21 protein-coding genes, 1 tRNA gene and 1 pseudogene are annotated in these 20,184 nt (G+C 56.7%); 17 read left to right on the plus strand and 6 right to left on the minus strand.

From position 1 onward, the window contains the following. Positions 1 to 65: 65 nt before the first annotated feature. The 3 genes and pseudogenes from AC2FF7_RS01795 (at position 66) to AC2FF7_RS01805 (ending at position 4,518) form a co-directional block, all read left to right on the plus strand. Positions 66 to 1,640: a lysine--tRNA ligase gene (locus AC2FF7_RS01795; protein WP_496905108.1), complete on the plus strand. Its 1,575-nt coding sequence runs from the start codon at positions 66 to 68 to the stop codon at positions 1,638 to 1,640. 48 nt (positions 1,641 to 1,688) lie between these two features. After that, positions 1,689 to 2,090, plus strand: a complete 402-nt coding sequence (locus tag AC2FF7_RS01800; RefSeq protein ID WP_170751680.1) for a DUF4864 domain-containing protein — start codon at positions 1,689 to 1,691, stop codon at positions 2,088 to 2,090. 138 nt (positions 2,091 to 2,228) lie between these two features. Then, a pseudogene (locus tag AC2FF7_RS01805) lies at positions 2,229 to 4,518 on the plus strand (glycosyl hydrolase family 28-related protein). Positions 4,519 to 4,528: 10 nt separating this feature from the next. Here the strand turns inward: AC2FF7_RS01805 and AC2FF7_RS01810 are convergent. Continuing rightward, positions 4,529 to 5,209, minus strand: coding sequence for a hypothetical protein (locus AC2FF7_RS01810; RefSeq protein ID WP_480866949.1), 681 nt, complete (start codon positions 5,207 to 5,209; stop codon positions 4,529 to 4,531). Between the two features lie 123 nt (positions 5,210 to 5,332). On the opposite strand from AC2FF7_RS01810, the gene AC2FF7_RS01815 reads away from it, so the two are divergent. Further along, the gene (locus tag AC2FF7_RS01815; protein WP_170353438.1) at positions 5,333 to 5,656 is read left to right on the plus strand and encodes an antibiotic biosynthesis monooxygenase family protein; all 324 of its coding nucleotides are present in this window, start codon (positions 5,333 to 5,335) and stop codon (positions 5,654 to 5,656) included. Between the two features lie 69 nt (positions 5,657 to 5,725). Then, positions 5,726 to 6,133, plus strand: coding sequence for a universal stress protein (locus tag AC2FF7_RS01820; RefSeq protein ID WP_170751677.1), 408 nt, complete (start codon positions 5,726 to 5,728; stop codon positions 6,131 to 6,133). Here the strand turns inward: AC2FF7_RS01820 and AC2FF7_RS01825 are convergent. After that, positions 6,118 to 6,621 carry a HugZ family pyridoxamine 5'-phosphate oxidase gene (locus AC2FF7_RS01825; protein ID WP_170751675.1) on the minus strand — a complete coding sequence of 168 codons (504 nt, stop codon included), beginning with the start codon at positions 6,619 to 6,621 and terminating at the stop codon, positions 6,118 to 6,120. The genes AC2FF7_RS01820 and AC2FF7_RS01825 overlap by 16 nt on opposite strands. Positions 6,622 to 6,879: 258 nt before the next feature. Here AC2FF7_RS01825 and AC2FF7_RS01830 point away from each other — a divergent pair, with 258 nt between their 5' ends. Both AC2FF7_RS01830 and AC2FF7_RS01835 read left to right on the plus strand, forming a co-directional pair. Beyond that, the gene (locus AC2FF7_RS01830; protein WP_353391296.1) at positions 6,880 to 7,170 is read left to right on the plus strand and encodes an excalibur calcium-binding domain-containing protein; all 291 of its coding nucleotides are present in this window, start codon (positions 6,880 to 6,882) and stop codon (positions 7,168 to 7,170) included. A 7-nt stretch (positions 7,171 to 7,177) separates the two neighbouring features. Then, entirely contained in the window at positions 7,178 to 7,531 is a 354-nt protein-coding gene (locus AC2FF7_RS01835) for an MmcQ/YjbR family DNA-binding protein (RefSeq protein ID WP_209195257.1), read from the plus strand. Here AC2FF7_RS01835 and AC2FF7_RS01840 read toward each other — a convergent pair. Continuing rightward, positions 7,528 to 8,229 (minus strand): ORF6N domain-containing protein, encoded by a 702-nt coding sequence (locus AC2FF7_RS01840; protein WP_480866953.1) that lies wholly within the window; start codon positions 8,227 to 8,229, stop codon positions 7,528 to 7,530. The genes AC2FF7_RS01835 and AC2FF7_RS01840 overlap by 4 nt on opposite strands. A gap of 220 nt (positions 8,230 to 8,449) precedes the next feature. On the opposite strand from AC2FF7_RS01840, the gene AC2FF7_RS01845 reads away from it, so the two are divergent. Further along, positions 8,450 to 8,743, plus strand: coding sequence for an antibiotic biosynthesis monooxygenase family protein (locus AC2FF7_RS01845; RefSeq protein WP_234899364.1), 294 nt, complete (start codon positions 8,450 to 8,452; stop codon positions 8,741 to 8,743). A gap of 120 nt (positions 8,744 to 8,863) precedes the next feature. On the opposite strand, the gene AC2FF7_RS01850 is transcribed toward AC2FF7_RS01845, so the two are convergent. Together AC2FF7_RS01850 and uvrB are read right to left on the minus strand one after the other, a co-directional pair. Continuing rightward, entirely contained in the window at positions 8,864 to 9,292 is a 429-nt protein-coding gene (locus tag AC2FF7_RS01850) for a hypothetical protein (RefSeq protein WP_209195255.1), read from the minus strand. A gap of 90 nt (positions 9,293 to 9,382) precedes the next feature. Further along, the gene (gene uvrB, locus AC2FF7_RS01855; protein WP_480866955.1) at positions 9,383 to 11,569 is read right to left on the minus strand and encodes an excinuclease ABC subunit UvrB; all 2,187 of its coding nucleotides are present in this window, start codon (positions 11,567 to 11,569) and stop codon (positions 9,383 to 9,385) included. 153 nt (positions 11,570 to 11,722) lie between these two features. On the opposite strand from uvrB, the gene AC2FF7_RS01860 reads away from it, so the two are divergent. The 3 genes from AC2FF7_RS01860 (at position 11,723) to AC2FF7_RS01870 (ending at position 12,663) form a co-directional block, all read left to right on the plus strand. After that, positions 11,723 to 12,034 (plus strand): ETC complex I subunit, encoded by a 312-nt coding sequence (locus AC2FF7_RS01860; RefSeq protein WP_170353429.1) that lies wholly within the window; start codon positions 11,723 to 11,725, stop codon positions 12,032 to 12,034. Next, a complete protein-coding gene (locus AC2FF7_RS01865; protein WP_480866957.1) occupies positions 12,035 to 12,511 on the plus strand; it encodes a GNAT family N-acetyltransferase in 477 nt (158 codons plus the stop codon). 75 nt (positions 12,512 to 12,586) lie between these two features. Next, a tRNA-Arg gene (locus tag AC2FF7_RS01870) sits at positions 12,587 to 12,663 on the plus strand. Positions 12,664 to 12,753: 90 nt separating this feature from the next. Here AC2FF7_RS01870 and AC2FF7_RS01875 read toward each other — a convergent pair. Then, on the minus strand, positions 12,754 to 12,915 hold the full coding sequence (locus tag AC2FF7_RS01875; RefSeq protein ID WP_170353427.1) for a hypothetical protein: 162 nt from the start codon (positions 12,913 to 12,915) through the stop codon (positions 12,754 to 12,756). A gap of 341 nt (positions 12,916 to 13,256) precedes the next feature. On the opposite strand from AC2FF7_RS01875, the gene iolG reads away from it, so the two are divergent. The 6 genes from iolG (at position 13,257) to iolE (ending at position 20,180) form a co-directional block, all read left to right on the plus strand. Next, on the plus strand, positions 13,257 to 14,270 hold the full coding sequence (gene iolG, locus AC2FF7_RS01880; protein ID WP_480866959.1) for an inositol 2-dehydrogenase: 1,014 nt from the start codon (positions 13,257 to 13,259) through the stop codon (positions 14,268 to 14,270). Positions 14,271 to 14,433: 163 nt separating this feature from the next. Beyond that, positions 14,434 to 15,336 carry a sugar ABC transporter substrate-binding protein gene (locus tag AC2FF7_RS01885; RefSeq protein ID WP_234899385.1) on the plus strand — a complete coding sequence of 301 codons (903 nt, stop codon included), beginning with the start codon at positions 14,434 to 14,436 and terminating at the stop codon, positions 15,334 to 15,336. An 81-nt stretch (positions 15,337 to 15,417) separates the two neighbouring features. Next, entirely contained in the window at positions 15,418 to 16,542 is a 1,125-nt protein-coding gene (locus AC2FF7_RS01890; protein ID WP_170353424.1) for an ABC transporter permease, read from the plus strand. Between the two features lies 1 nt (position 16,543). After that, positions 16,544 to 17,362: an ATP-binding cassette domain-containing protein gene (locus tag AC2FF7_RS01895; RefSeq protein ID WP_170353423.1), complete on the plus strand. Its 819-nt coding sequence runs from the start codon at positions 16,544 to 16,546 to the stop codon at positions 17,360 to 17,362. A gap of 89 nt (positions 17,363 to 17,451) precedes the next feature. Continuing rightward, positions 17,452 to 19,284: a 3D-(3,5/4)-trihydroxycyclohexane-1,2-dione acylhydrolase (decyclizing) gene (gene iolD / locus AC2FF7_RS01900; RefSeq protein ID WP_480866960.1), complete on the plus strand. Its 1,833-nt coding sequence runs from the start codon at positions 17,452 to 17,454 to the stop codon at positions 19,282 to 19,284. Continuing rightward, positions 19,281 to 20,180 carry a myo-inosose-2 dehydratase gene (gene iolE / locus AC2FF7_RS01905; protein ID WP_496905109.1) on the plus strand — a complete coding sequence of 300 codons (900 nt, stop codon included), beginning with the start codon at positions 19,281 to 19,283 and terminating at the stop codon, positions 20,178 to 20,180. The genes iolD and iolE overlap by 4 nt, the downstream gene beginning before the upstream one ends. Positions 20,181 to 20,184: the final 4 nt, after the last annotated feature.

Here is a 20,184-nt window from a genome sequence, read left to right on the forward strand (position 1 = left end):
TAGGAGGGGCCGGTCGGGTTGCATGGGGCGTCCGGCGCTGTATTTCCCGATGGAGCACCTAAAAAATGTCTGAACTGCGTGAAACCGCGATGTCGTCCAAGGCTTGGCCTTTCGAAGAGGCGCGCCGGGTCCTCAAACGCTATCAGAAGGGTGCGCCTGAAAAGGGGTATGTGCTGTTCCAGACCGGCTATGGCCCGTCGGGCCTGCCGCATATCGGTACCTTTGGCGAGGTCGCGCGGACCTCGATGGTTCGGCATTCGTTTGAACAGATCAGCGATATCCCGACCAAGCTGATCTGTTTCTCAGATGATATGGACGGCTTTCGCAAGGTTCCGACCAATGTGCCGATGCAGGACGAACTGAAAGAAGACCTGCATCTGCCGCTCACCAAAGTGCGCGACCCGTTTGGCACGCATGAAGGGTTCGCGCAGCACAACAACGCGATGCTGTGCGATTTTCTGGATAGTTTTGGGTTCGAGTATGAATTTGCCTCGGCCGCTGATTATTACACCAGCGGCAAGTTTGATGAGGCTCTGCTGACCGCTTTGGAGCGGTTCGACAAGATACAAGAAATCATGCTTCCGACCCTCGGGCCCGAGCGGCGCGAGACCTATTCATGTTTCTTACCGATCAGCCCAAAAACCGGCCACGTGCTGCAAGTGCCGACGCTGGAGCGTAACGTGGCCAAGGGCACGATTGTTTATCAGGAGCCCGATGGCGAAAAGGTCGAAATCCCGGTCACGGGCGGCAACGTCAAGATGCAGTGGAAGCCCGACTGGGCCATGCGTTGGGCCGCGCTGGGCGTTGACTATGAGATGTCCGGCAAAGACCTTATCGACTCGGTCACGCAGTCGTCGAAAATCTGCCGGGCGCTGGGCAAACAGCCGCCTGAGTCGCTCAGCTATGAGCTGTTCAATGATGAGCAGGGGCAGAAGATCTCGAAATCCAAGGGCAACGGCTTGTCGATGGAAGAGTGGCTGACCTATGCTGCACCCGAAAGCCTGTCGTATTTCATGTACCAAAAGCCCAAGACGGCCAAGCGTCTGTATTTCGACGTCATTCCCAAGGCGGTGGATGAGTATCACCAGCAATTGCGTGCCTATCCGGGGCAAGAATTGAAGGCGCAGCTGAACAACCCGGTCTGGCATATCCATGGCGGTGACGTGCCTGAGTCGACGCTTATGGTGCCGTTTGCGATGTTGCTGAACCTAGCCTCGGTATCTGGTGCCGAGGACAAAGAAGCACTGTGGGGCTTTATCCGCCGCTACGCGCCCGAGGCGACCGCAGAAACGCATCCCGATCTGGATCAGGCGGCGGGTTTTGCGGTGCGCTACTTCAACGATTTTGTCAAACCCACCAGACAGCATCGCGCGCCGACGGATCAGGAACGCGAGGCGCTGGAGGCGTTGAAAGCTGCGCTTGAGGCTTATGACGGCCCGATTGAGGATGAGGCGCTGCAATCGGTGGTCTATTCCATCGGGCGCGAGCGGTTTGACCCGATGCGCGGCTGGTTCACGGCGCTCTACGAAGTGCTGCTGGGTGCGTCGCAAGGCCCGCGCTTTGGCGGGTTCATCGCGCTTTATGGTGTGCCTGAAACCATCGCTCTGATCGACAAGGCTCTGGCCGGAGAACTGGTCTGATTTGACCTGATGCCGTGTGGGGCTACCCTTGGTTTAGGAGGTAGCCCCATGCGTCGACTATTGCTTGCTTTGTCCCTGAGTGCCGGTCTGGCTACGGGTGCGTTTGCCCAGAATGCCGAGATCGAGGCCAATATCGCCGCCCAGATACAGGCGTTTCAGGCGGATGATTTCGCTACCGCTTTCACCTTTGCCAGCCCCAACATCCAACGTCTGTTTCAAACACCCGAGAATTTCGGCGTGATGGTCAAGCGCGGCTATCCGATGGTTTGGCGTCCGTCGGATGTGCGGTTCCTGGAACTGCGCGAAATCTCAGGGCTGCTGTGGCAGAAGGTGATGATCACCGACGTCGACGGCCGGGTGCATATTCTGGACTATCAGATGGTGCAGCGTGAAAACGGCTGGAAGATCAATGGCGTGCAGCTTCTGGGTAACGGCGATCCGTCGGCCTGATGCAACACCAACGTGCGCTGGCATGAGCGTCGGTTAATTCCTTTTCCTTACTCAGACTTATGCGTTCGGGGCATTCCCCGGGTCACTGGGTTAATGCGCGTAGCTTTTGGCTGTGGCGCGATTGGGAAAGGGATTTCTATGAACAAGGCAATCACCGACGGCATCGTGTTCATGCCGCCTGCTTTCGCAAACGGTTTGAACGTCTGGTCCAGCGGAGACGGCACACCGGGGTCGCCCACTTATGACGGATCGGGCACTGGCGCGTTCGTTCCTGCGGATGCGGATTTTGGCGGCTGTCTCGAAATCCTGAAGGTCAGCGCCACGCAAAAGCTGCGGTACATGGGTCAGACACCTTTGCAGCCGGGGTGTTATCTTCAGATCAAAGTGAGGGTGAAAGCGATCAGCGGTCCCTTGCCCGAAGTTCGGATCGCCGCATGGGCAGGGGGTGCAGGTGACTCGCATGTGACAGGAGTGATCGAACAAGGCCCCGCAACCCAGCTTTCGGGATATGGCAGGGTTCAGGAAATCACCGCGATTGTTGGCACGGGTCAGCGCAACGGTGTTGATATGCCGTGGGGCGTCGCAGCGCTGTACGGCCACTTCGGATTGGACTTGGTCGGGTCAAACGGTGCCGTTGTTCGCGTTGATGATATCGAGATCACCGATGTCACAAGTGTTTTCCTACGCGATATGATCAGCCTTGTGGATGTGCGTGACTTCGGTGCGATTGGTGATGGCGTCGCAGATGATACGGCTGCATTTGTGGCTGCTGATCAGGCGGCGGCCGGGCGTCGTGTTTTCGTGTCAGAAGGGACATATGCGCTGACGCAAAACACGACCATCGCTTCTGAAATCGAGTTTGAAGGCACTGTCACAATGCCTGACGACAAGATGTTGCTACTGACGAAAAACTTTGATCTGCCCGCCTACATCACGGCTTTTGGGGACGAAGAGCTGGCCTTTAAAAAAGCGTTTCAGGCGTTGCTGAACAATTCGGATCATGAATCGCTAGACATGGGTGGGCGCAAAATTTCGGTCAACGGTCCGATAGATATGGCTGCGGCGGTTCCAAACCGACAGAGTGGTTTTTCCACGCGCCGCGTCATCCGAAACGGCCAGTTTGATGTGAAAAGCAATTCGGCTTGGGATACCGAAACTTTCACTTCGGTCGCCACCTATAACCCTTCGGACCCGACTCGCCTGACCAATGTCGCCAATGTGGCCAATATACCAGTTGGTGCGTTGGTTCAGGGAAACGGCGTTGGTCGCGAAATATATGTCCGGTCCAAAAACGTGGGCGCGGGTGAAATTAGGTTGAACGCCCCCATTTTTTGACGCCGCTGGCACCCAAAATTTCACGTTTTATTCGTTCAAGTATCTTTTGGATTTCATCGGCTTTGGCACTCTGCGCAAGTTCGGCATGGAGGAGATTGAGTTTCAGTGCAACGGTCGCTGTAGCGCGATCCGGCTTGCTCCGTCCGGGAGTACCTTTGCGGTGGCCAACTGTTTCATAAGCCGTCCGAAGGACCGGGGCATCACCTCGATTGGAACGGGATGTCAGGGAATGCTGATTGATAATTGTCAGTTCCTGTCGAGCGAGGAGTCGTTCAATGTGCCGGACCGCAGGTCCATTGCCTTGAATGCGACGGCCAATGACGTCAAATTGCGGCACAACCGAGCTGTCAGGTTCCAAAGTTTCGCTGTTCTGGCGGGGACGAACAACCTGGTGCTTGGTAACCATTTCTTCCAAGGGGACAGTATTGCCCAAGGCGTGCGCAGCGCAGGGCTTGTCATGATTGGCACATATAACAGCTCGACCATTTCCGAGAACTACGTCGACAACTGTTTTGTGCAATGGACGAACGAGAGGGATGCGAACCCGACTTACACGGCCGGGTTTTCGTTCAGTGCCATGACCATCACTGACAATATCTTTTACTGCAACGAGGTTGCGCCGTGGTTCAGCAATATCGTGATCCGCCCGCATGGTCCTGGCCACTTTCTGAATGGGGTTGTCATTGCTGGGAACAAATTCCGGTCGGTCAACGGGACTATTGATCGTGCTGAACGCGTGGACACGACTTTTGCGGGACTGAACCACTTTAGGCATCTGAACGTAAGTGTCAGGGACAACACGTTTCACGGTGTTACGGCCAAGGTCGAAAATCCTTTGCGTTTGCGGTTTTCGCAGAACTCAAACTCGCAAGTGTGGGGAGTTTGGGCTCAAGGGCGTTTACCATTTGGGGGAAAAGCACGTGGGTGTGATGCGGTCACAGTCCTGGGGCCGCTGAGGAATAGTTTTGGGCAAATCGTGCATGACACGCCTTATGTCCAACTTGAGCAAGGTGCAGGCAATGACGTGATCAACCTTCGCTGGTCGCAGTCACTTCGCGGAACGGTGTCTACCATGATCCGAATGGAGGTCTGATCTGCGGGTTTCAGAAATCCGCCCATATTGCGACCTTGATGCCCGTATCATTGCGGGCATCTTTTCGTTCCAACCCCAGAACCCATGTTGTCGGTCTGTCCTGCTTGCGGATCATGACTGAAGGGCGCACACGCCAATACAACGGGTCCCCGGAGCGATAGGATGTTTCTATCTGCAACAGCGGGTTGAGCAATCTGGGTGCGGACAGACCGGTCGTAATATCCAGCTTTCTGAAAAGCGCATCGTGAGTTCGGTATTCCAGCGTTGTGTCAATTGCGACCCACCCGCTGCCCCAGCCGGTCTGGAAACCTTTGCCATAGGACAGTGTCGCCTTGTAAAGGGCCCATGCGTCACGGTGTCGATGATGCACTCCGACGCCGAGCTCTGCTGCGAAGCGCCCTATATTGTTCAGATCGGCAACCGGAACGCGGGCGAAAACGTTGGCGTGCCCATAAATGTCACGGTTTTCTTCAAAGTCGAAACCCAGTGTCAGGTTCTCGCGGTACCCCCATTCCGCATACAGAGCTGACTTATAGTCGTACCCGTAGTCATCTGTGAAAACTGTGACCGACGCGGCAGTAAATGCCGAGTCCTTGGCGCGCAGCCAGGCGCCTGGCCACGCGGGGGACGCCATAAACAACAGAGCAAAAAGACAGCCAAGCCGGAACATGCGCAAAGCATCGGGCAGCATAGTTAACGGAACGTTAGTTATTCTTACTTTTTCGCAAATACCGGTTTGTGGCGCACCGTTCAGGAAACCCCGGGACCTTTTTAGAACTTGTGTTAGGCTCGACCAGAACAAGGGAGATTCCAGATGCCGCACATCGCGAAAAATGCCAGCGTCCAGACCGTAATCACCACATTCGAGATGACGCCGGGCACATGTCATGACCTGCTTGAAGCGCTGACCGATGCCTATGCCGAGTTCATTTCTAAGCAGCCGGGGTTCATCGCCGCAGGTTTACATGTCAATGATGCACAAACTCGGATTGCCAACTATTCGCAATGGGAACGGCGCGAGGATTTCCTGGCCATGCTACGCACGCCGGAAATGCGCGACCGCAATCGTAGAATAAACGAAATGTGCAAAAGCTTCGAGCCGGTGATGTATGACGTTGCCGAAACATTTGGTACTTAGTGACCTAAATCAAAGCCGACCCCTTGGTATTGGTGCAAATTTCCGATGAATGAAACGGAGGTACGCGTCATGTATCACAATATTTTGGTCCCGATTTCCTTTGATGCAGAACGGGATATTTCCGGCCCTTTGAAACTGGCAGAGGTTTTGGCAACGCCAGATGCTCAGGTCACTCTACTTCACGTGGTTGAACATATCCCCAACTATGCCATCTCGTACATGCCACCCGAGTATCTGACCGAGGCGCGTAAAGCGCTTCAGGCCGAGTTGGACAGCCTTGCCGCCAAATTGCCCAATGCAAAGGGTATCGTGATCGAGGGGCATTCAGGCCGTACTATCCTGGATTGGGCCAGTGAGCATAAACCTGACTTGATCATTATGGCATCGCACCGCCCAGGTATGCAGGACTTGCTGTTGGGCTCTACGGCGAACCACGTTGTGCGGCACGCGGCGTGTGCGGTTCATGTTGTGCGTTGATCGGCTCGAATATCTTCAGGGGCAAGGCGCCATGCCTTGCCAAAACCGCCATTCAACAGCGCGTCAGTGACTGCAAAGCGGACAAATCTGAAATCCGAAAAATCGACATACAGCTTGGCTTTTGGGCGTTGGCTTAGGTAGCTGTTACGTAGGTCAAAGTGTTCAGGTGTACCGGGCACGACAAATCCGGCTTGAGCATGCAGGGTCAGCCGCGGATGGGTCAGCGGATCGCCGGTGTCGCCGGGTTCACCAACTAAAATGGCGCAGTTTGGATATGCGGTCAGGGCGCGCGTATGATCGGCTAACGCAGAGATCAGCGTCATGGGCAATCCATCTGGTGCCATGGCCAGCGCGATCCGAGAGACAGATGGCAACCCTGTATCCGGGCGGTTTACCGCCAACGCCCCGAAGGTCGCCGACGCAATAAGGTCGTAGGCCAGTTTTCGGGCGTGATCATCTACAGCTCGAAAAGGGTTCGTTTCTGTCATTCTGTGCCCCGCCTGCTCTGGTCCAAATTACTTTAACCTTTGATGTCTCGGTTCGCGACAGTTCCGATCACCAAAACTTAATCACTCGTGTTCGGACTCAGGGGGCTCGGAATTGCCACAAACCGTGTATACTCAGGCCGTATGACGACCCGAGAATCCTCCCTGCGTCCGGTCTTCACCGATCCGACCTGCCCAGAACGACAGCGGCGTGCGGAAGTGACCCGTAAAAGGGCGCTGTCGCCGGTTCGGATTATGTTGATGATTCTGATGCTTCCGGTCACAACTGCGGCGATTGCGCTGAGCGTGTTCATACGCACATCGGATTTTGAGCGGGAAGAGGCCGTGTTTCACCTTGCGGCGCTTGTTGGAGGGTGCCACGCGGCGCAAAAAATCCTGCCCGGTCCGTATTACGAAGGGCAGCCTGGTTATCATTTGCGCAATGACCCGGATGCAGATGGAATCGCATGCGACTCTGGCCGACAAAGCGCGGTAGAGACGCCTTTGCAAGCGGAGAAACAGGTCGGTAACGCCAAATTCCTGCGCCCCTGATCCCTGCATGACCCGCGACGAGTTCAACAGTTTCTGCGACACTCTCAAAGCGACCACCCATGTGGTGCAATGGGGTGATGCGGATGTTTGGAAAGTGGGCGGCAAGGTGTTTGCGATCTGCGGCTGGAACAATGGCCAGGATGCTTTCACCTTCAAAGCCACCGATCTCGCCTTTGAGGTTCTAAGCGACGAGCCCGGTATCCGCCCAGCGCCCTATCTGGCTTCGCGCGGGATGAAATGGCTGCAGGTACACGAGGAACGCGGGATGAGTGACGCGTCGCTGCGCGAACATATCGTGACCTCTTATGATCTGGTCGTTGCGAAGCTGACCAAAAAGTTGCGGGCAGAGCTGGGGGTTTAACCCTTCATCGCCTGCAGCAATTCCAGCAACTGTTTGCGGTCATCATCATCGGCATAGTTACCGGTAGCCAGACGCTCGGCAATGCGCAGGCGCAGGCGTTCCTGTTGGGTGCGGACCTCTTCACCTGCGGTCTCAGCCAGGGTTTTCATGATCGCCGCCACGGCCTGCTGGCGCTTGGTGGTTGGGTTGGCGATGTAATCCACAAGGCTCTGCTGCCCGGAATCGAGGATGTTTTCGGCCAGATCGCGCAACTGCTCACCATTGGGCAGCAGCGGGGCGGGTGCATCCTCGGGCGGCAGGATTTCCGGCGCGCTGCGCGGGGTTTCGGCCAAAGCATTCGCTCCGTCGACAAAGGCCTCGGTAATCATCCGCGTGATCCTGATCGCACGCGGGTCCTTGAACAGGGCCGAGGCGATGGCCACGCCGTAGTCGGTATAGACCCAAGGATTGACCCGCCGCCCGCCGCGGCCCTTGGGTTTTGAGATCACATTTTGTGATTGCAAATCGGCGACTTCGGCATCGGTCAGTTGAAAGCGGTAGCCCTCGAACAGGTCCTTGTTGCGCGACACGGCCTGATTGAAGGCGCTGACGGATTTTCCATAGAACTGTGCCAGATCCTCGGCCAGCACCACGCGGGTGCCACGCACGCGGTGAATGGCGCTTTGGACCTCATGCGTGCTGGGCAAGGTGTTCGTCATGGCAACCTTTTGGAATCACAATTTGTGATTTCAAACGTGAAGCAGAGAGCGCTGGGCTGCAACTGTGAAGTGTCAGCCGTCGCAAACTGCTGAGGCTTAAAGTTGAAATTACCTCGAAAAACAAACTCTCAATATGAGATTATTTGGCGGCGTGTTAATATGTTCTTGGCGAGGTTGCATAAACCCAGCACAGCGCAATCTCGTCCCATGAGGGAGGAAAATGATGTTTGCGCGAATTACTCAATTTAAAATGAAGCCCGGCACCCGTGACGCCGCAACTGAGAAGATGAATGCACTGAAATCCGAAATTATGGGCATGCCCGGCATGCACAGCTTTACCAATGTCATGAATGAAGACGGTTCAGGCTATGTGATCTCGGTGGTCGAGAGTGAGGAAACATCGAACGCGAACGCCTCGAAAGTGGCCGAGCTCTGGGGGCATTTTGCTGAATTTATGGAAGGCCCTCCCTCACCAGTTGGGTATGATGTGATTGCCCATTGGGATAAGGGGTGAGCACGGGCCCGCGCGAGAAGCACTCGCGCGGGGTATAGGCGTTCGAGACTTATGCAATCAAACTAAATACCGTGGAAACGCGCTGAGGCAAAAATCAGGAATGGTCATATTCCGGATGGGTTAGGACAGTTGAGCCCCAGCACATTCGCGGAAAATCCGCACCGGGTCAGCAGCGCCGTCCAGCGAGAATGTGGCCACGTGATCCTGTGTGAATGCGTATGCTATTTGGTTGTACTCCAACCCATCAAGCACGTTTCCGAAACCCGTATTTGTAACCGTCAATGACTTTGCGTCGTCGGAAAGAACATGGCGGGATGTGGCAATTTCGATCGGGGACGATCCTTCGAAGCGCATTGCGAACCACGGAGTCTGTGTCCAATCAGAATTCGCTTGGGTCACGGTGATTGTATAAAGCGGCTTGGACGGCTCGTAAGTAAGGAATATTTTCGCCGCGTCGGTCTCGTGCGACAGGGTGCAAATTTCATCAACGGTTACATCCCACGCGTAGGCAGGGGTGCTGAGGATCATTAATAACAAAACGGCTCGCATAACCTGAACCTAGCTACAGAACGCAGCTGGGCAAGGTGGCAGAATCAAATTTCGCCATGCGCGGCATCTTTGAATTACGTCTTTAACGGTCTACCGTTTCCTCCGCTTCACATTCCCACCCCGCTGACCCGGCCTGCCAGCCGTTGACCGTCCGCGCGCTTTCACTGCGTCTTCCGAGGCCTTCTCGACCGCCCATTGCCGCGCCATGGGGTCGTCGGCGACGGCCAGATCGACCGCTTCCAGACGTTTGATCTCATCCCGGATGTTGGCGGCCTCTTCAAATTCCAGATTCTCGGCAGCTTTGCGCATTTGTTCGCGCAGGCCGTCCAGATGCGCCTCAAGGTTCGCGCCGTGCATCGGTTTGTCGATGGTGGCGGTGACGCGGTTCATGTCGACGTCGCCCTCATAAAGCCCGGCCAGAACGTCCTCGACATTCTTCTTCACCGTCTCGGGCGTGATGCCGTGTTCCTCGTTATAGGCGATCTGTTTGGCGCGGCGGCGGTTGGTCTCATTCAGCGCGCGTTCCATAGAACCGGTGATCTTGTCGGCATACATGATCACCCGGCCATCGGCGTTCCGCGCGGCGCGGCCGATGGTCTGTACCAGAGAGGTCTCGGACCGCAGGAAGCCTTCTTTGTCGGCGTCCAGAATGGCGACCAGTCCGCATTCGGGGATGTCCAAACCTTCGCGCAGCAGGTTGATGCCGATCAGGACGTCGAAGGCCCCTAAGCGCAGGTCGCGCAGGATTTCGATCCGCTCGATCGTGTCGATATCCGAGTGCATGTAGCGCACCTTGATGCCCTGTTCGTGCATGTATTCGGTCAGGTCCTCGGCCATGCGTTTGGTCAGCGTCGTGACCAGCGTACGGAACCCGTTGGCGGTGACTTTGCGTACCTCGTCCAGCAAATCATCGACCTGCATGCTGACGGGGCGGATTTCGACCTCGGGGTCCAGCAGGCCGGTGGGGCGGATCACCTGTTCGGTGAAGACACCGCCGGTCTGTTCGATCTCCCACTTGGCAGGGGTGGCCGAGACGAAGACGGATTGCGGGCGCATGGCGTCCCATTCCTCGAACTTCAGCGGGCGGTTGTCCATGCAGGACGGGAGGCGGAACCCATGTTCGGCCAGCGTGAATTTGCGCCGATAGTCGCCCCGGTACATGCCGCCGATCTGCGGGACGCTGACGTGGGATTCGTCCGCGAAGACAATGGCGTTGTCCGGGATGAACTCGAACAGGGTCGGGGGCGGCTCGCCCGGCGCGCGGCCCGTCAGATAGCGCGAGTAGTTCTCGATCCCGTTGCAGACGCCAGTGGCCTCGAGCATTTCCAGATCGAAATTGGTGCGCTGTTCCAGACGTTGCGCTTCCAGCAATTTGCCTTCGCCAACAAGTTGATCCAGCCGAATGCGCAGTTCCTTTTTGATCCCGATGATTGCCTGCTGCATCGTCGGTTTCGGTGTCACGTAGTGGGAGTTCGCATAGACTCGCACCTGCTCCATCGTCGCGGTGCGCTCGCCGGTCAGCGGGTCGAATTCGGTGATCTGTTCCAGTTCTTCGCCGAAGAAGGACAGCTTCCATGCACGGTCCTCAAGGTGGGCGGGCCAGATTTCGAGGCTGTCACCCCGCACACGGAACGACCCGCGCTGAAACGCCTGATCGTTGCGGCGGTATTGCTGGGCGACCAGATCAGCCATCACCTGCCGCTGATCATATTCGCTGCCCACCTTCAGATCCTGCGTCATCGCCCCGTAGGTCTCGACCGAGCCAATACCGTAGATGCACGACACCGAGGCCACGATGATCACGTCATCGCGTTCCAGCAGAGCCCGCGTGGCCGAGTGGCGCATCCGGTCGATCTGTTCGTTGATCTGAGATTCTTTTTCTATGTAGGTGTCGCTGCGCGGCACATAGGCCTCGGGCTGGTAATAGTCGTAGTAGGACACGAAATACTCGACCGAGTTTTCGGGGAAGAAGCCTTTGAACTCGCCATATAGCTGCGCGGCCAACGTCTTGTTGGGCGCAAGGATGATGGCGGGGCGCTGGGTTTCCTCGATTACCTTGGCCATAGTGAAGGTCTTGCCCGTGCCGGTCGCGCCCAGCAAAACCTGATCACGTTCACCGTCCTGAACGCCGCCCGCCAGTTCCTTGATGGCCGTTGGCTGATCCCCTGCGGGCGCAAAATCAGTGTGCATGACAAATGCCTTGCCGCCTTCCAGCTTCAGGCGGGCGCGGACATCTTCAGAGATCAGTTGCGTCTTGTCGGAATGTGCATAGGCCATAAGGGGGGATTCCTTTCGGGCCTGATTTTGGTCTGTTTTTGTTCTTGTTCAAGGGGGCATTTCCAATCGCTTCAATTGCGACAATTGCGGGCTTGTCCGGGCGGCGCGTCTGACGCATAAACACCCCTAGCCAAGCGAGTACGGAGAGGCGACATGCGCGCACGGATTTACCAACCTGCAAGGAATGCCATGACTTCGGGAATGGCCAAGACCCGCAAGTGGGTTCTGGAATATGCCCCTGCGTCTTCGCGCGAGGTTGATCCGCTCATGGGTTGGACGTCGTCGTCCGATACTCAGACACAGGTGCGCCTGAAATTCGATACCAAGGAAGAGGCGCTGGACTACGCCAAAGACAACGGTATCGAAGCCATTGTCAGCGAGCCGCATAAGCGCAAACCAAATCTGCGTGCACGTGGGTATGGCGAGAACTTCGCTACCGACCGGCGCGCGCCCTGGACGCACTGAATGGTCCACATTCGCCTGGCTGATCCCACCTCGGATGGTGTGCGGCAACTGGTGCAGGCTCACTTTGCACATAGTGAAACGGCAGGACCAGCTGAAAGCAATCATACTATGGATGCGCAGGGACTGGCCGGGCCGGACATGCGGTTTTGGGCTGTGTACAACGAAAGCAGGCCTGTCGGTTGTGGCGCGCTGAAAACATTGCCGGACGGCACCGCCGAGGTGAAGTCCGTACATGTTCTTTCATCTGAACGGGGGAAAGGACTGGCGCGCGAGATAATGAACCACCTGGCAAATTTGGCGCGGGCCGAGGGCGTTTCGGCATTGGTTCTTGAAACCGGAGCGGCGCATCTTGGGGAATATGACGCCGCGCGTAAGCTCTATGAAGCTCTGGGCTACGCATATTGCGGACCGATTTACGGATATGAGGCAGACCCAAATAGCGCGTTCATGCGATTGGACCTTAACCCAAAGGCTTGAAACTCGGCCGCGCGTCAGGGTCGCAATTACCGCGTTGACTTATGGGTTGGCGTTGTCCAATAAAAGCGAACTTGCGCCCACGTAATTCAACTGGATAGAATATCCGACTTCTAATCGGGCTGTTGGGGGTTCGAGTCCTCCCGTGGGCGCCATTTTATCTGACGGCTGAGTTTTGATTAAAAAAAGACCGAACCCTTGGGACTAGCCAAGGGGAGTTAGCAACATTGTCGCTATGGTTTTGCCTATTTGGCGAAAACCAGCCGAGCCAGAAAATACAATCCAACCACTGTGATGATCAGGAAAACCGGGTTCCCGACGATTTGACCGATCCAGGTTGATACGCCGAATTCTCCGAAATTGAACCCGCCCAAACTGAATTTCGATGTAATTCCATAATCAAACATTTTGACAGCACCCCACAAAACAATGGGTCATTATGACATAAATTTTGCAAAAATTCTTCGTCTCAGGTGAGTGACACGTAAGTATCTGAAAATTACGGACTTACACCGCCCATGTTTTTTGGGAGCGTGAAGGCGCGCCACCAGAATCACCCAGGTTTCAGAAAGGTTTCTGACTTCGAAACGTTTGAAATCGTGAAGGTATCATTCGATCTTCGATCTGCAATCGAGTCTGAGTAGCGCTTGTGACTTGCAATACGGATGCCTCGACCGCGAGAAAAAGCATTGCAACCGGTTGCAAAAATGAACATTGTTGCGCTGAGAAGAGGATTCGGGAGGCCCCCATGCTAAAGATTGGATTACTGGGAGCAGGACGTATCGGACGCGTGCATGCAGATGCAATCGCCGGGCATCCCCAGTCCGAGTTGGTGGCAATTTCTGACGCAGTGACCGAGGCGGCGGATACACTGGCGGCCCAATACGGCGCCAAGGCGGCCAGTTCTGAAGAAATTATCGCTGATTCTTCGATAGATGCGGTCCTCATTGCTACGCCAACCGACACGCATTCCGATTTGATCCAAGCCGCAACCAGCGCGGGAAAGGCTGTTCTGTGCGAAAAGCCAGTGGATTTGGATCTGGAGCGTGCTCAAGCCTGTCAAATGGCGGTTGCTGAGACAGCTCAACCTGTGATGATCGGGTTTAATCGTCGGTTCGATCCTAGCTTTTCGGCCCTTAAAGCTGCGGCTGATCAGGGGGAGATCGGAAAGCCCGAGATGCTATCTATCACTAGCTTCGATCCGGCGCCTCCTCCGATCAGCTATGTCAAAGTGTCTGGCGGCCTGTTCCGCGACATGATGATACACGATTTTGATATGGCGAACTATTTGATGGGTCAGTTGCCGGAACAGATTTCTGCCATTGGCAGCGCGATCGTCGATCCCGAAATCGGACAAGCAGGTGACGTGGATACGGCTGTTGTAACAATGACTTACAGCAGCGGTCAGATCGCCGTCATCAAGAATTCACGGCGTGCGGTCTACGGTTATGATCAGCGGATCGAGTTGTTGGGGTCCGGCGGATTGCTGCAAGCCAACAACATATTGGAAAACGCTGTGGTGAAATCCACGGCTCAAGGCGTCACAGGTGCCAAGCCAACGTATTTTTTCCTTGAGCGTTATATGCCAGCGTACCGCGCCGAATGGGATGCGTTTGTGAGGGCAGCGCAACACTCATCACCTATACCGGTCACTCTTGCAGACGGAGTGGCCGCCCTAGCCATGGCCGAGGCCGCGACCCTTTCGCTGCGATCTGGCCGGGCAGTTAACCTATCTGATGTTTTGAAACCGGTTGCAAAATGAGTCGATATACGGAAACTGGGAACAGCTCCGTCAGCTTCCGGAGTGGAGGAGATTCGGTCCGTCCGAATGATTGGGGCTGAGACCCCGGCAAAAAAGACAAACTGTTCTTATGGGAGGAAACCAAATGAATAAGTTCGTAAAAAGCGCTCTGGCGGCCAGTGCGATGGCGCTGGCGACCGTGACCGGCGCGGCTGCGGAGGGCGAGAAGTACATTCTGGTCAGCCACGCCCCTGACAGCGACAGCTGGTGGAATACGATCAAAAACGGCATCGCCTTGGCGGGCGAGCAGATGGGGGTCGAGGTGGAATACCGTAACCCTCCGACCGGCGATCTGGCGGACATGGCGCGGATCATTGATCAGGCGGCTGCCTCTGGCCCGAACGGGATCATCACCACGCTGGCCGATCCAGACATCCTGGAAGGTCCAATCCGAGCTGCGGTGGATTCCGGTATCGACGTTATCATCATGAACACCGGCACGCCTGAGAAAGCGCGCGAAGTGGGCGCTCTGATGTATGTTGGCCAGCCAGAATATGACGCGGGCCTCGCTGCCGGTCAGCGCGCCAAGGCTGACGGCATCGGGTCGTTCCTCTGCGTGAACCACTACATCGTACAGCCATCCAGCCAGGAGCGTTGTCAGGGCTTCGCCGATGGTCTGGGCGTCGAACTGGGCGAGCAGATGATCGACGCGGGGCAGGACCCAGCCGAAATCAAGAACCGGGTGCTGGCCTATCTGTCGGCTAACCCGGACACCGACGCTGTTCTGACACTTGGCCCGACCTCGGCTGATCCGACCATTCTGGCGCTACAGGAAAACGGCATGGCCGGTGACATCTACTTCGGCACATTCGATCTGGGCGGTGAAATCGTCAAAGGTATCAAGGACGGCACCATCCAGTGGGGCATCGACCAACAGCCCTTCCTGCAAGCCTATCTGCCGGTTGTAGTTATGACCAACTACCACCGTTATGGCGTTCTGCCGGGCAACAACATCAACTCGGGCCCCGGTTTCGTAACCGCAGACGGTCTGACCAAGATCGAAGAGTTCGCGGGCGAATACCGCTGATCTTCTCAATCACAGCGGGCACCAATTGGGCGTGCCCGCTGTACCCCCAAAACTCAGAACCCCGCGCGAGGGAGGACCACGATGTCTGAGTCAGTTCAATCCACGGCAGGCGGCGACGAACGGATCAAAGAGATCTCACCACTGCGCCGCGCTCTGATCCGCCCCGAATTGGGTGGGATGGTCGGCACTGTCGCCGTATTCACCTTTTTCCTGCTGTTCGCCTTTGACAGCGGCATGTTCACCGCTCAGGGGGTCATGAACTGGTCGGTCGTTTCGGCTCAGTTCATGATCATCGCTGTTGGGGCCTGCCTGCTGATGATCGCCGGTGAATTTGACCTGTCCGTTGGGTCGATGATCGGGTTTGCGGGCATGATGATTGCTATTTTCTCGGTCACGATGAGCTGGCCGGTCTGGATGGCTATCATAATCACGTTTGTCCTATGCGTCGCCATCGGAGCGCTAAACGGCTACATCGTTGTCCGAACAGGCCTGCCCAGTTTTATTGTTACGCTGGCGTTTTTGTTCATTCTGCGCGGATTCACGATTTACCTGCCACAGACGATTGAACGTAAAACCATCATCGGCGGGATCAAGGACGCAGCCGAAGGCGATTGGCTGGCATCTATCTTTGGCGGTAAGGTCGGGCAGGGCCTGTTCGTTTGGCTGGGTGACAACGGTATTATCGAGGTTTTCGAACGGGGTACGCGTCAGGGTCAGCCGGTGGTGGACGGCATTCCAATGCTGATCATCTGGGCTATCGTAATCATCATCTTTGGCCATGTGCTTTTGACCAAGACAAAATTCGGCAACTGGATTTTCGCAGCTGGTGGCGATGCCGAGGCAGCCCGGAACTCGGGTGTTCCAGTCAACAAAGTCAAAATCCTGATGTTTATGTTCACGGCCTTCTGCGCCACGGTTTTCGCCACCTGTCAGGTGATGGAGTTCGGATCAGCCGGTGCGGATCGTGGTCTGCTGAAGGAGTTCGAAGCGATCATTGCTGTGGTTATCGGTGGCGCATTGCTGACCGGCGGCTATGGCTCGGTCCTTGGCGCGGCGCTCGGCGCGCTGATCTTTGGTGTGGTTCAACAGGGACTGTTCTTTGCCGGCGTGGAAAGCTCTCTGTTCCGGGTGTTCCTGGGCGTGATCCTGCTGGGTGCGGTGATCCTGAACACCTATATCCGTCGCATCATCACAGGAGAACGCTGAGATGACCGAAGATACCAAGTTCCATCATGGCGACGCGCAGGATCAAAAGCCGATCATTCGGATGGTCGACATCCAGAAACACTTCGGCTCGGTCATTGCGCTGGCTGGAGTCAGCTTTGACCTAAAACCAGGGGAGTGTCACTGCCTTCTGGGCGACAACGGTGCGGGCAAGTCGACCTTCATCAAGACCATGTCCGGTGTGCACAAGCCAACCGCAGGCGAGATATTCTTCGAAGACAAGCCTATGCACTTCGAAGACCCGCGCGATGCGATCTCCGCTGGGATCGCAACGGTGCACCAGCATCTGGCCATGATTCCGCTGATGAGCGTCAGCCGCAATTTCTTCATGGGCAACGAGCCGACGCGCAAAGTGGCCGGGATCAACTTCTTCGATAAGAAGCTGGCCGATGAGATCACCATGGAAGAGATGCGCAAAATGGGCATCAACCTGCGTGGTCCGGATCAGGCCGTTGGCACATTGTCTGGGGGTGAGCGTCAGACGGTGGCAATTGCGCGGGCTGTGCATTTCGGCGCGAAGATTCTGATCCTGGACGAACCGACCTCGGCCCTTGGCGTGCGTCAGACCTCGAATGTTCTGGCGACCATCGACAAGGTGCGCAGTCAAGGTGTGGGCGTTGTCTTCATCAGCCACAACGTGCGTCATGCTCTGGCCGTGGGGGACCGCTTTACCGTTCTCAATCGGGGTCAGACTCTGGGCACTGCAAAACGTGGTGAGATCACGCCAGAAGAATTACAGGACCTGATGGCAGGTGGTCAGGAACTGGCTCAGCTGGAAGGCTCACTTGGCGGAACGGTTTAACGCCGTTCCCCCAACCCTGGGCTCAAGCGTCCAACATTTAACGAAAATTCTGGAATGGCCAAATTGGCCTTGTGTTGAAAGGGATCACAATGGGCAAAACAGTCCGACTGACCACAGCGCAAGCTTTGGTGCGCTATCTGGGCGCGCAATTGAACGAGGCTGGAGAGCCGTTTATCGCTGGCGTCTGGGCCATCTTTGGCCATGGGAATGTGGCTGGGCTGGGCGAGGCGCTGCATGCAGTGAAGGACAGCTTGCCCACCTATCGCGGCCATAACGAGCAGACCATGGCCCATTGCGCGATTGCCTATGCCAAGCAAAAGCGGCGGACGCAGACGATGGCGGTGACGTCCTCGATTGGGCCGGGAGCCACAAATATGGTGACGGCGGCCGCGCTGGCCTATGTGAACCGCCTACCGGTCTTGCTGTTGCCCGGCGACGTGTTTGCGACACGCGGGCCTGATCCGGTTCTGCAACAGCCCGAGAATTTCAGCGACGGTACGGTCAGCGCCAATGACTGCTTCCGCCCGGTCAGCCGTTATTTCGACCGGATCACTCGGCCTGAACACCTGCTGACCGCTCTGCCGCGGGCGTTCCGCACCATGACGGACCCCGCCGATTGCGGGCCGGTCACGTTGTCCTTCTGTCAGGACGTGCAGGCCGAAGCTTATGACTATCCCGAAAGCTTCTTTGAGCCCCGCGTCTGGTATCAGCGCCGCATCCGCCCGGATGAAGGTGAGCTGGCCCGCGCAGTGGCAGCGCTCAAGGCGGCCAAACGTCCGGTGATCATCGCGGGGGGCGGCGTGCACTATTCGGATGCGACGGAAGCGTTGCAAAGCTTTGCTGAAATGCACAACATTCCCGTCACCGAAACGCAGGCGGGCAAGTCCGCGTTGGCCTGGGACCATCCGTTGAACCTGGGCCCCGTTGGCGTGACCGGGGGTGAACCGGCCAATGATGTCTGCGCCGAAGCTGATCTGGTTTTGTCAGTAGGGACGCGGTTGCAGGATTTCACAACTGGGTCATGGGGCCTGTTCTCGAACCCGGATCGCGAGATGGTGTGCCTGAACACCAACGCTTATGACGCTGAAAAACACGGCGCGATGCCGCTGCAATCGGACGCGCGCGTGGGTTTGGAGGAGTTGGGCGCGGCTCTGCAAGGCTATCGCGCCGATCCGGTCTCGGACACGCTCAAGGCGGATTGGTATGGAAAGGTCGATAAGCTGACGGATGCGCCCGGCGACGGAAACGCGCTGCCGACGGATATGCAGGTGGTGGGCGCAGTCCAGCGCGCTTCGCATAACGATACGGTGGTGATGTGTGCGGCTGGGACCATGCCGGGTGAACTGCACAAACTGTGGAAAGCCCCGCGCCCTGGTGCATATCACATGGAATACGGCTTCAGCTGCATGGGGTACGAGATCGCGGGCGCCATGGGCATCAAGATGGCCGAGCCCGAGCGCGACGTGATCTGCTTTACCGGCGACGGCACCTATATGATGGCCAATTCCGAGATGGCCTCGGCCGCGATGATGGGCGTCTCGTTCACCGTGGTGATCACCGACAACCGGGGCTTTGGTTGCATCAACCGCCTGCAGATGGGCACCGGCGGGGCCGAGTTTAACAACCTGTTGGACCATGCGGTGCATGAAAACCCGTCCAATATCGACTTTGCCGCTCATGCGGCGGCGATGGGGGCGACCTCGGTCAAGGTCGGCTCGATTGCCGAGCTCGAGGACGCGCTTGCCAAGCGCGCCGATATCAAAGGGCCGTATGTGGTTGTCATCGACACCGATCCCTACCCCTCGACCGAATATGGTGGCACGTGGTGGGAAGTCGCCGTGCCCGAGGTCAGCATCCGCCCCGAGGTGAACGAAAAACGCGCGGCTTACGAGCTGGCGATCAAGGAAAGAAATACCAAATGAGCGTGAAAATCGGAATCTCTCCGATCGCGTGGCAGAATGATGATCTGCCGGATCTGACCGCTGTCTACACCATGGAGCAGGCGCTGAAGGAGTCGCGTGAGATCGGCTATACAGGCGTTGAGCGCGGCCAGCGGATGCCCGGCGATACTGAAGGTTTGCGCGCCTATCTTGAGGCGAATGACATTGCGCTTTGCGGTGGTTGGTGTTCGGGCGCGTCGCTGGTGAATGATTTTGCCACCGAGCGCGAGGCTGTGCGCGAACAGGTCGAACAATTCGTGGCGCTGAACAGTCCCTGTATCGTCTACGCCGAATGCTCGAACACCGTTCAGGGCCAGATCGGAACGCCGGTGAACGGCCGCCCGAAACTGTCGAAGGATGAAGTTCTGGCCTACGCCGCCAAGATCACCGAATTGGCCAAGTGGATGGCCGATCAGGGCATGCCCATGGCCTACCATCATCACATGGGCACGATCATCGAAAGCGAAGACGACGTGAACTGGCTAATGGAGGGGTCGGGCCCCGAGGTTAAGCTGTGCTTTGACACGGGCCACCTGTTGTTTGGGGGCGGCGATGTGATGGCCACTCTGAACCGCTGGGGTGACCGGGTGCATCACGTGCATTTCAAGGATGTCCGCCCGCAGGTCGTTCAGGATACGCGCGAGAACAATCGCAGCTTTCTGGATGCCGTCATTGCTGGCGCCTTCACCGTGCCGGGAGATGGCTGCATCGACTTCCAAGCCGTCGCAAACGCGCTGAAGACGATGGATTACAGCGGCTGGATCGTGGTTGAGGCCGAACAGGATCCAGCCAAAGCGCCACCTTACGAATATTCGAAGAAGGGTTACGAGCACATTGTCGAAGTCTGTGGGGAGGCTGGGCTGACGATCACTGCATAACTCA

This window comes from Ruegeria sp. YTSC325 (assembly GCF_059609525.1).

Bases quoted from the DNA above. Each gene is read 5' to 3' on its own strand.
- AC2FF7_RS01795 (WP_496905108.1), top strand. From the start codon at position 66: ATGTCTGAACTGCGTGAAACCGCGATGTCGTCCAAGGCTTGGCCTTTC.
- AC2FF7_RS01800 (WP_170751680.1), top strand. From the start codon at position 1,689: ATGCGTCGACTATTGCTTGCTTTGTCCCTGAGTGCCGGTCTGGCTACG.
- AC2FF7_RS01810 (WP_480866949.1), bottom strand. From the start codon at position 5,209: ATGCTGCCCGATGCTTTGCGCATGTTCCGGCTTGGCTGTCTTTTTGCT.
- AC2FF7_RS01815 (WP_170353438.1), top strand. From the start codon at position 5,333: ATGCCGCACATCGCGAAAAATGCCAGCGTCCAGACCGTAATCACCACA.
- AC2FF7_RS01820 (WP_170751677.1), top strand. From the start codon at position 5,726: ATGTATCACAATATTTTGGTCCCGATTTCCTTTGATGCAGAACGGGAT.
- AC2FF7_RS01825 (WP_170751675.1), bottom strand. From the start codon at position 6,621: ATGACAGAAACGAACCCTTTTCGAGCTGTAGATGATCACGCCCGAAAA.
- AC2FF7_RS01830 (WP_353391296.1), top strand. From the start codon at position 6,880: ATGATTCTGATGCTTCCGGTCACAACTGCGGCGATTGCGCTGAGCGTG.
- AC2FF7_RS01835 (WP_209195257.1), top strand. From the start codon at position 7,178: ATGACCCGCGACGAGTTCAACAGTTTCTGCGACACTCTCAAAGCGACC.
- AC2FF7_RS01840 (WP_480866953.1), bottom strand. From the start codon at position 8,229: ATGACGAACACCTTGCCCAGCACGCATGAGGTCCAAAGCGCCATTCAC.
- AC2FF7_RS01845 (WP_234899364.1), top strand. From the start codon at position 8,450: ATGATGTTTGCGCGAATTACTCAATTTAAAATGAAGCCCGGCACCCGT.
- AC2FF7_RS01850 (WP_209195255.1), bottom strand. From the start codon at position 9,292: ATGCGAGCCGTTTTGTTATTAATGATCCTCAGCACCCCTGCCTACGCG.
- uvrB (WP_480866955.1), bottom strand. From the start codon at position 11,569: ATGGCCTATGCACATTCCGACAAGACGCAACTGATCTCTGAAGATGTC.
- AC2FF7_RS01860 (WP_170353429.1), top strand. From the start codon at position 11,723: ATGCGCGCACGGATTTACCAACCTGCAAGGAATGCCATGACTTCGGGA.
- AC2FF7_RS01865 (WP_480866957.1), top strand. From the start codon at position 12,035: ATGGTCCACATTCGCCTGGCTGATCCCACCTCGGATGGTGTGCGGCAA.
- AC2FF7_RS01875 (WP_170353427.1), bottom strand. From the start codon at position 12,915: ATGTTTGATTATGGAATTACATCGAAATTCAGTTTGGGCGGGTTCAAT.
- iolG (WP_480866959.1), top strand. From the start codon at position 13,257: ATGCTAAAGATTGGATTACTGGGAGCAGGACGTATCGGACGCGTGCAT.
- AC2FF7_RS01885 (WP_234899385.1), top strand. From the start codon at position 14,434: ATGGCGCTGGCGACCGTGACCGGCGCGGCTGCGGAGGGCGAGAAGTAC.
- AC2FF7_RS01890 (WP_170353424.1), top strand. From the start codon at position 15,418: ATGTCTGAGTCAGTTCAATCCACGGCAGGCGGCGACGAACGGATCAAA.
- AC2FF7_RS01895 (WP_170353423.1), top strand. From the start codon at position 16,544: ATGACCGAAGATACCAAGTTCCATCATGGCGACGCGCAGGATCAAAAG.
- iolD (WP_480866960.1), top strand. From the start codon at position 17,452: ATGGGCAAAACAGTCCGACTGACCACAGCGCAAGCTTTGGTGCGCTAT.
- iolE (WP_496905109.1), top strand. From the start codon at position 19,281: ATGAGCGTGAAAATCGGAATCTCTCCGATCGCGTGGCAGAATGATGAT.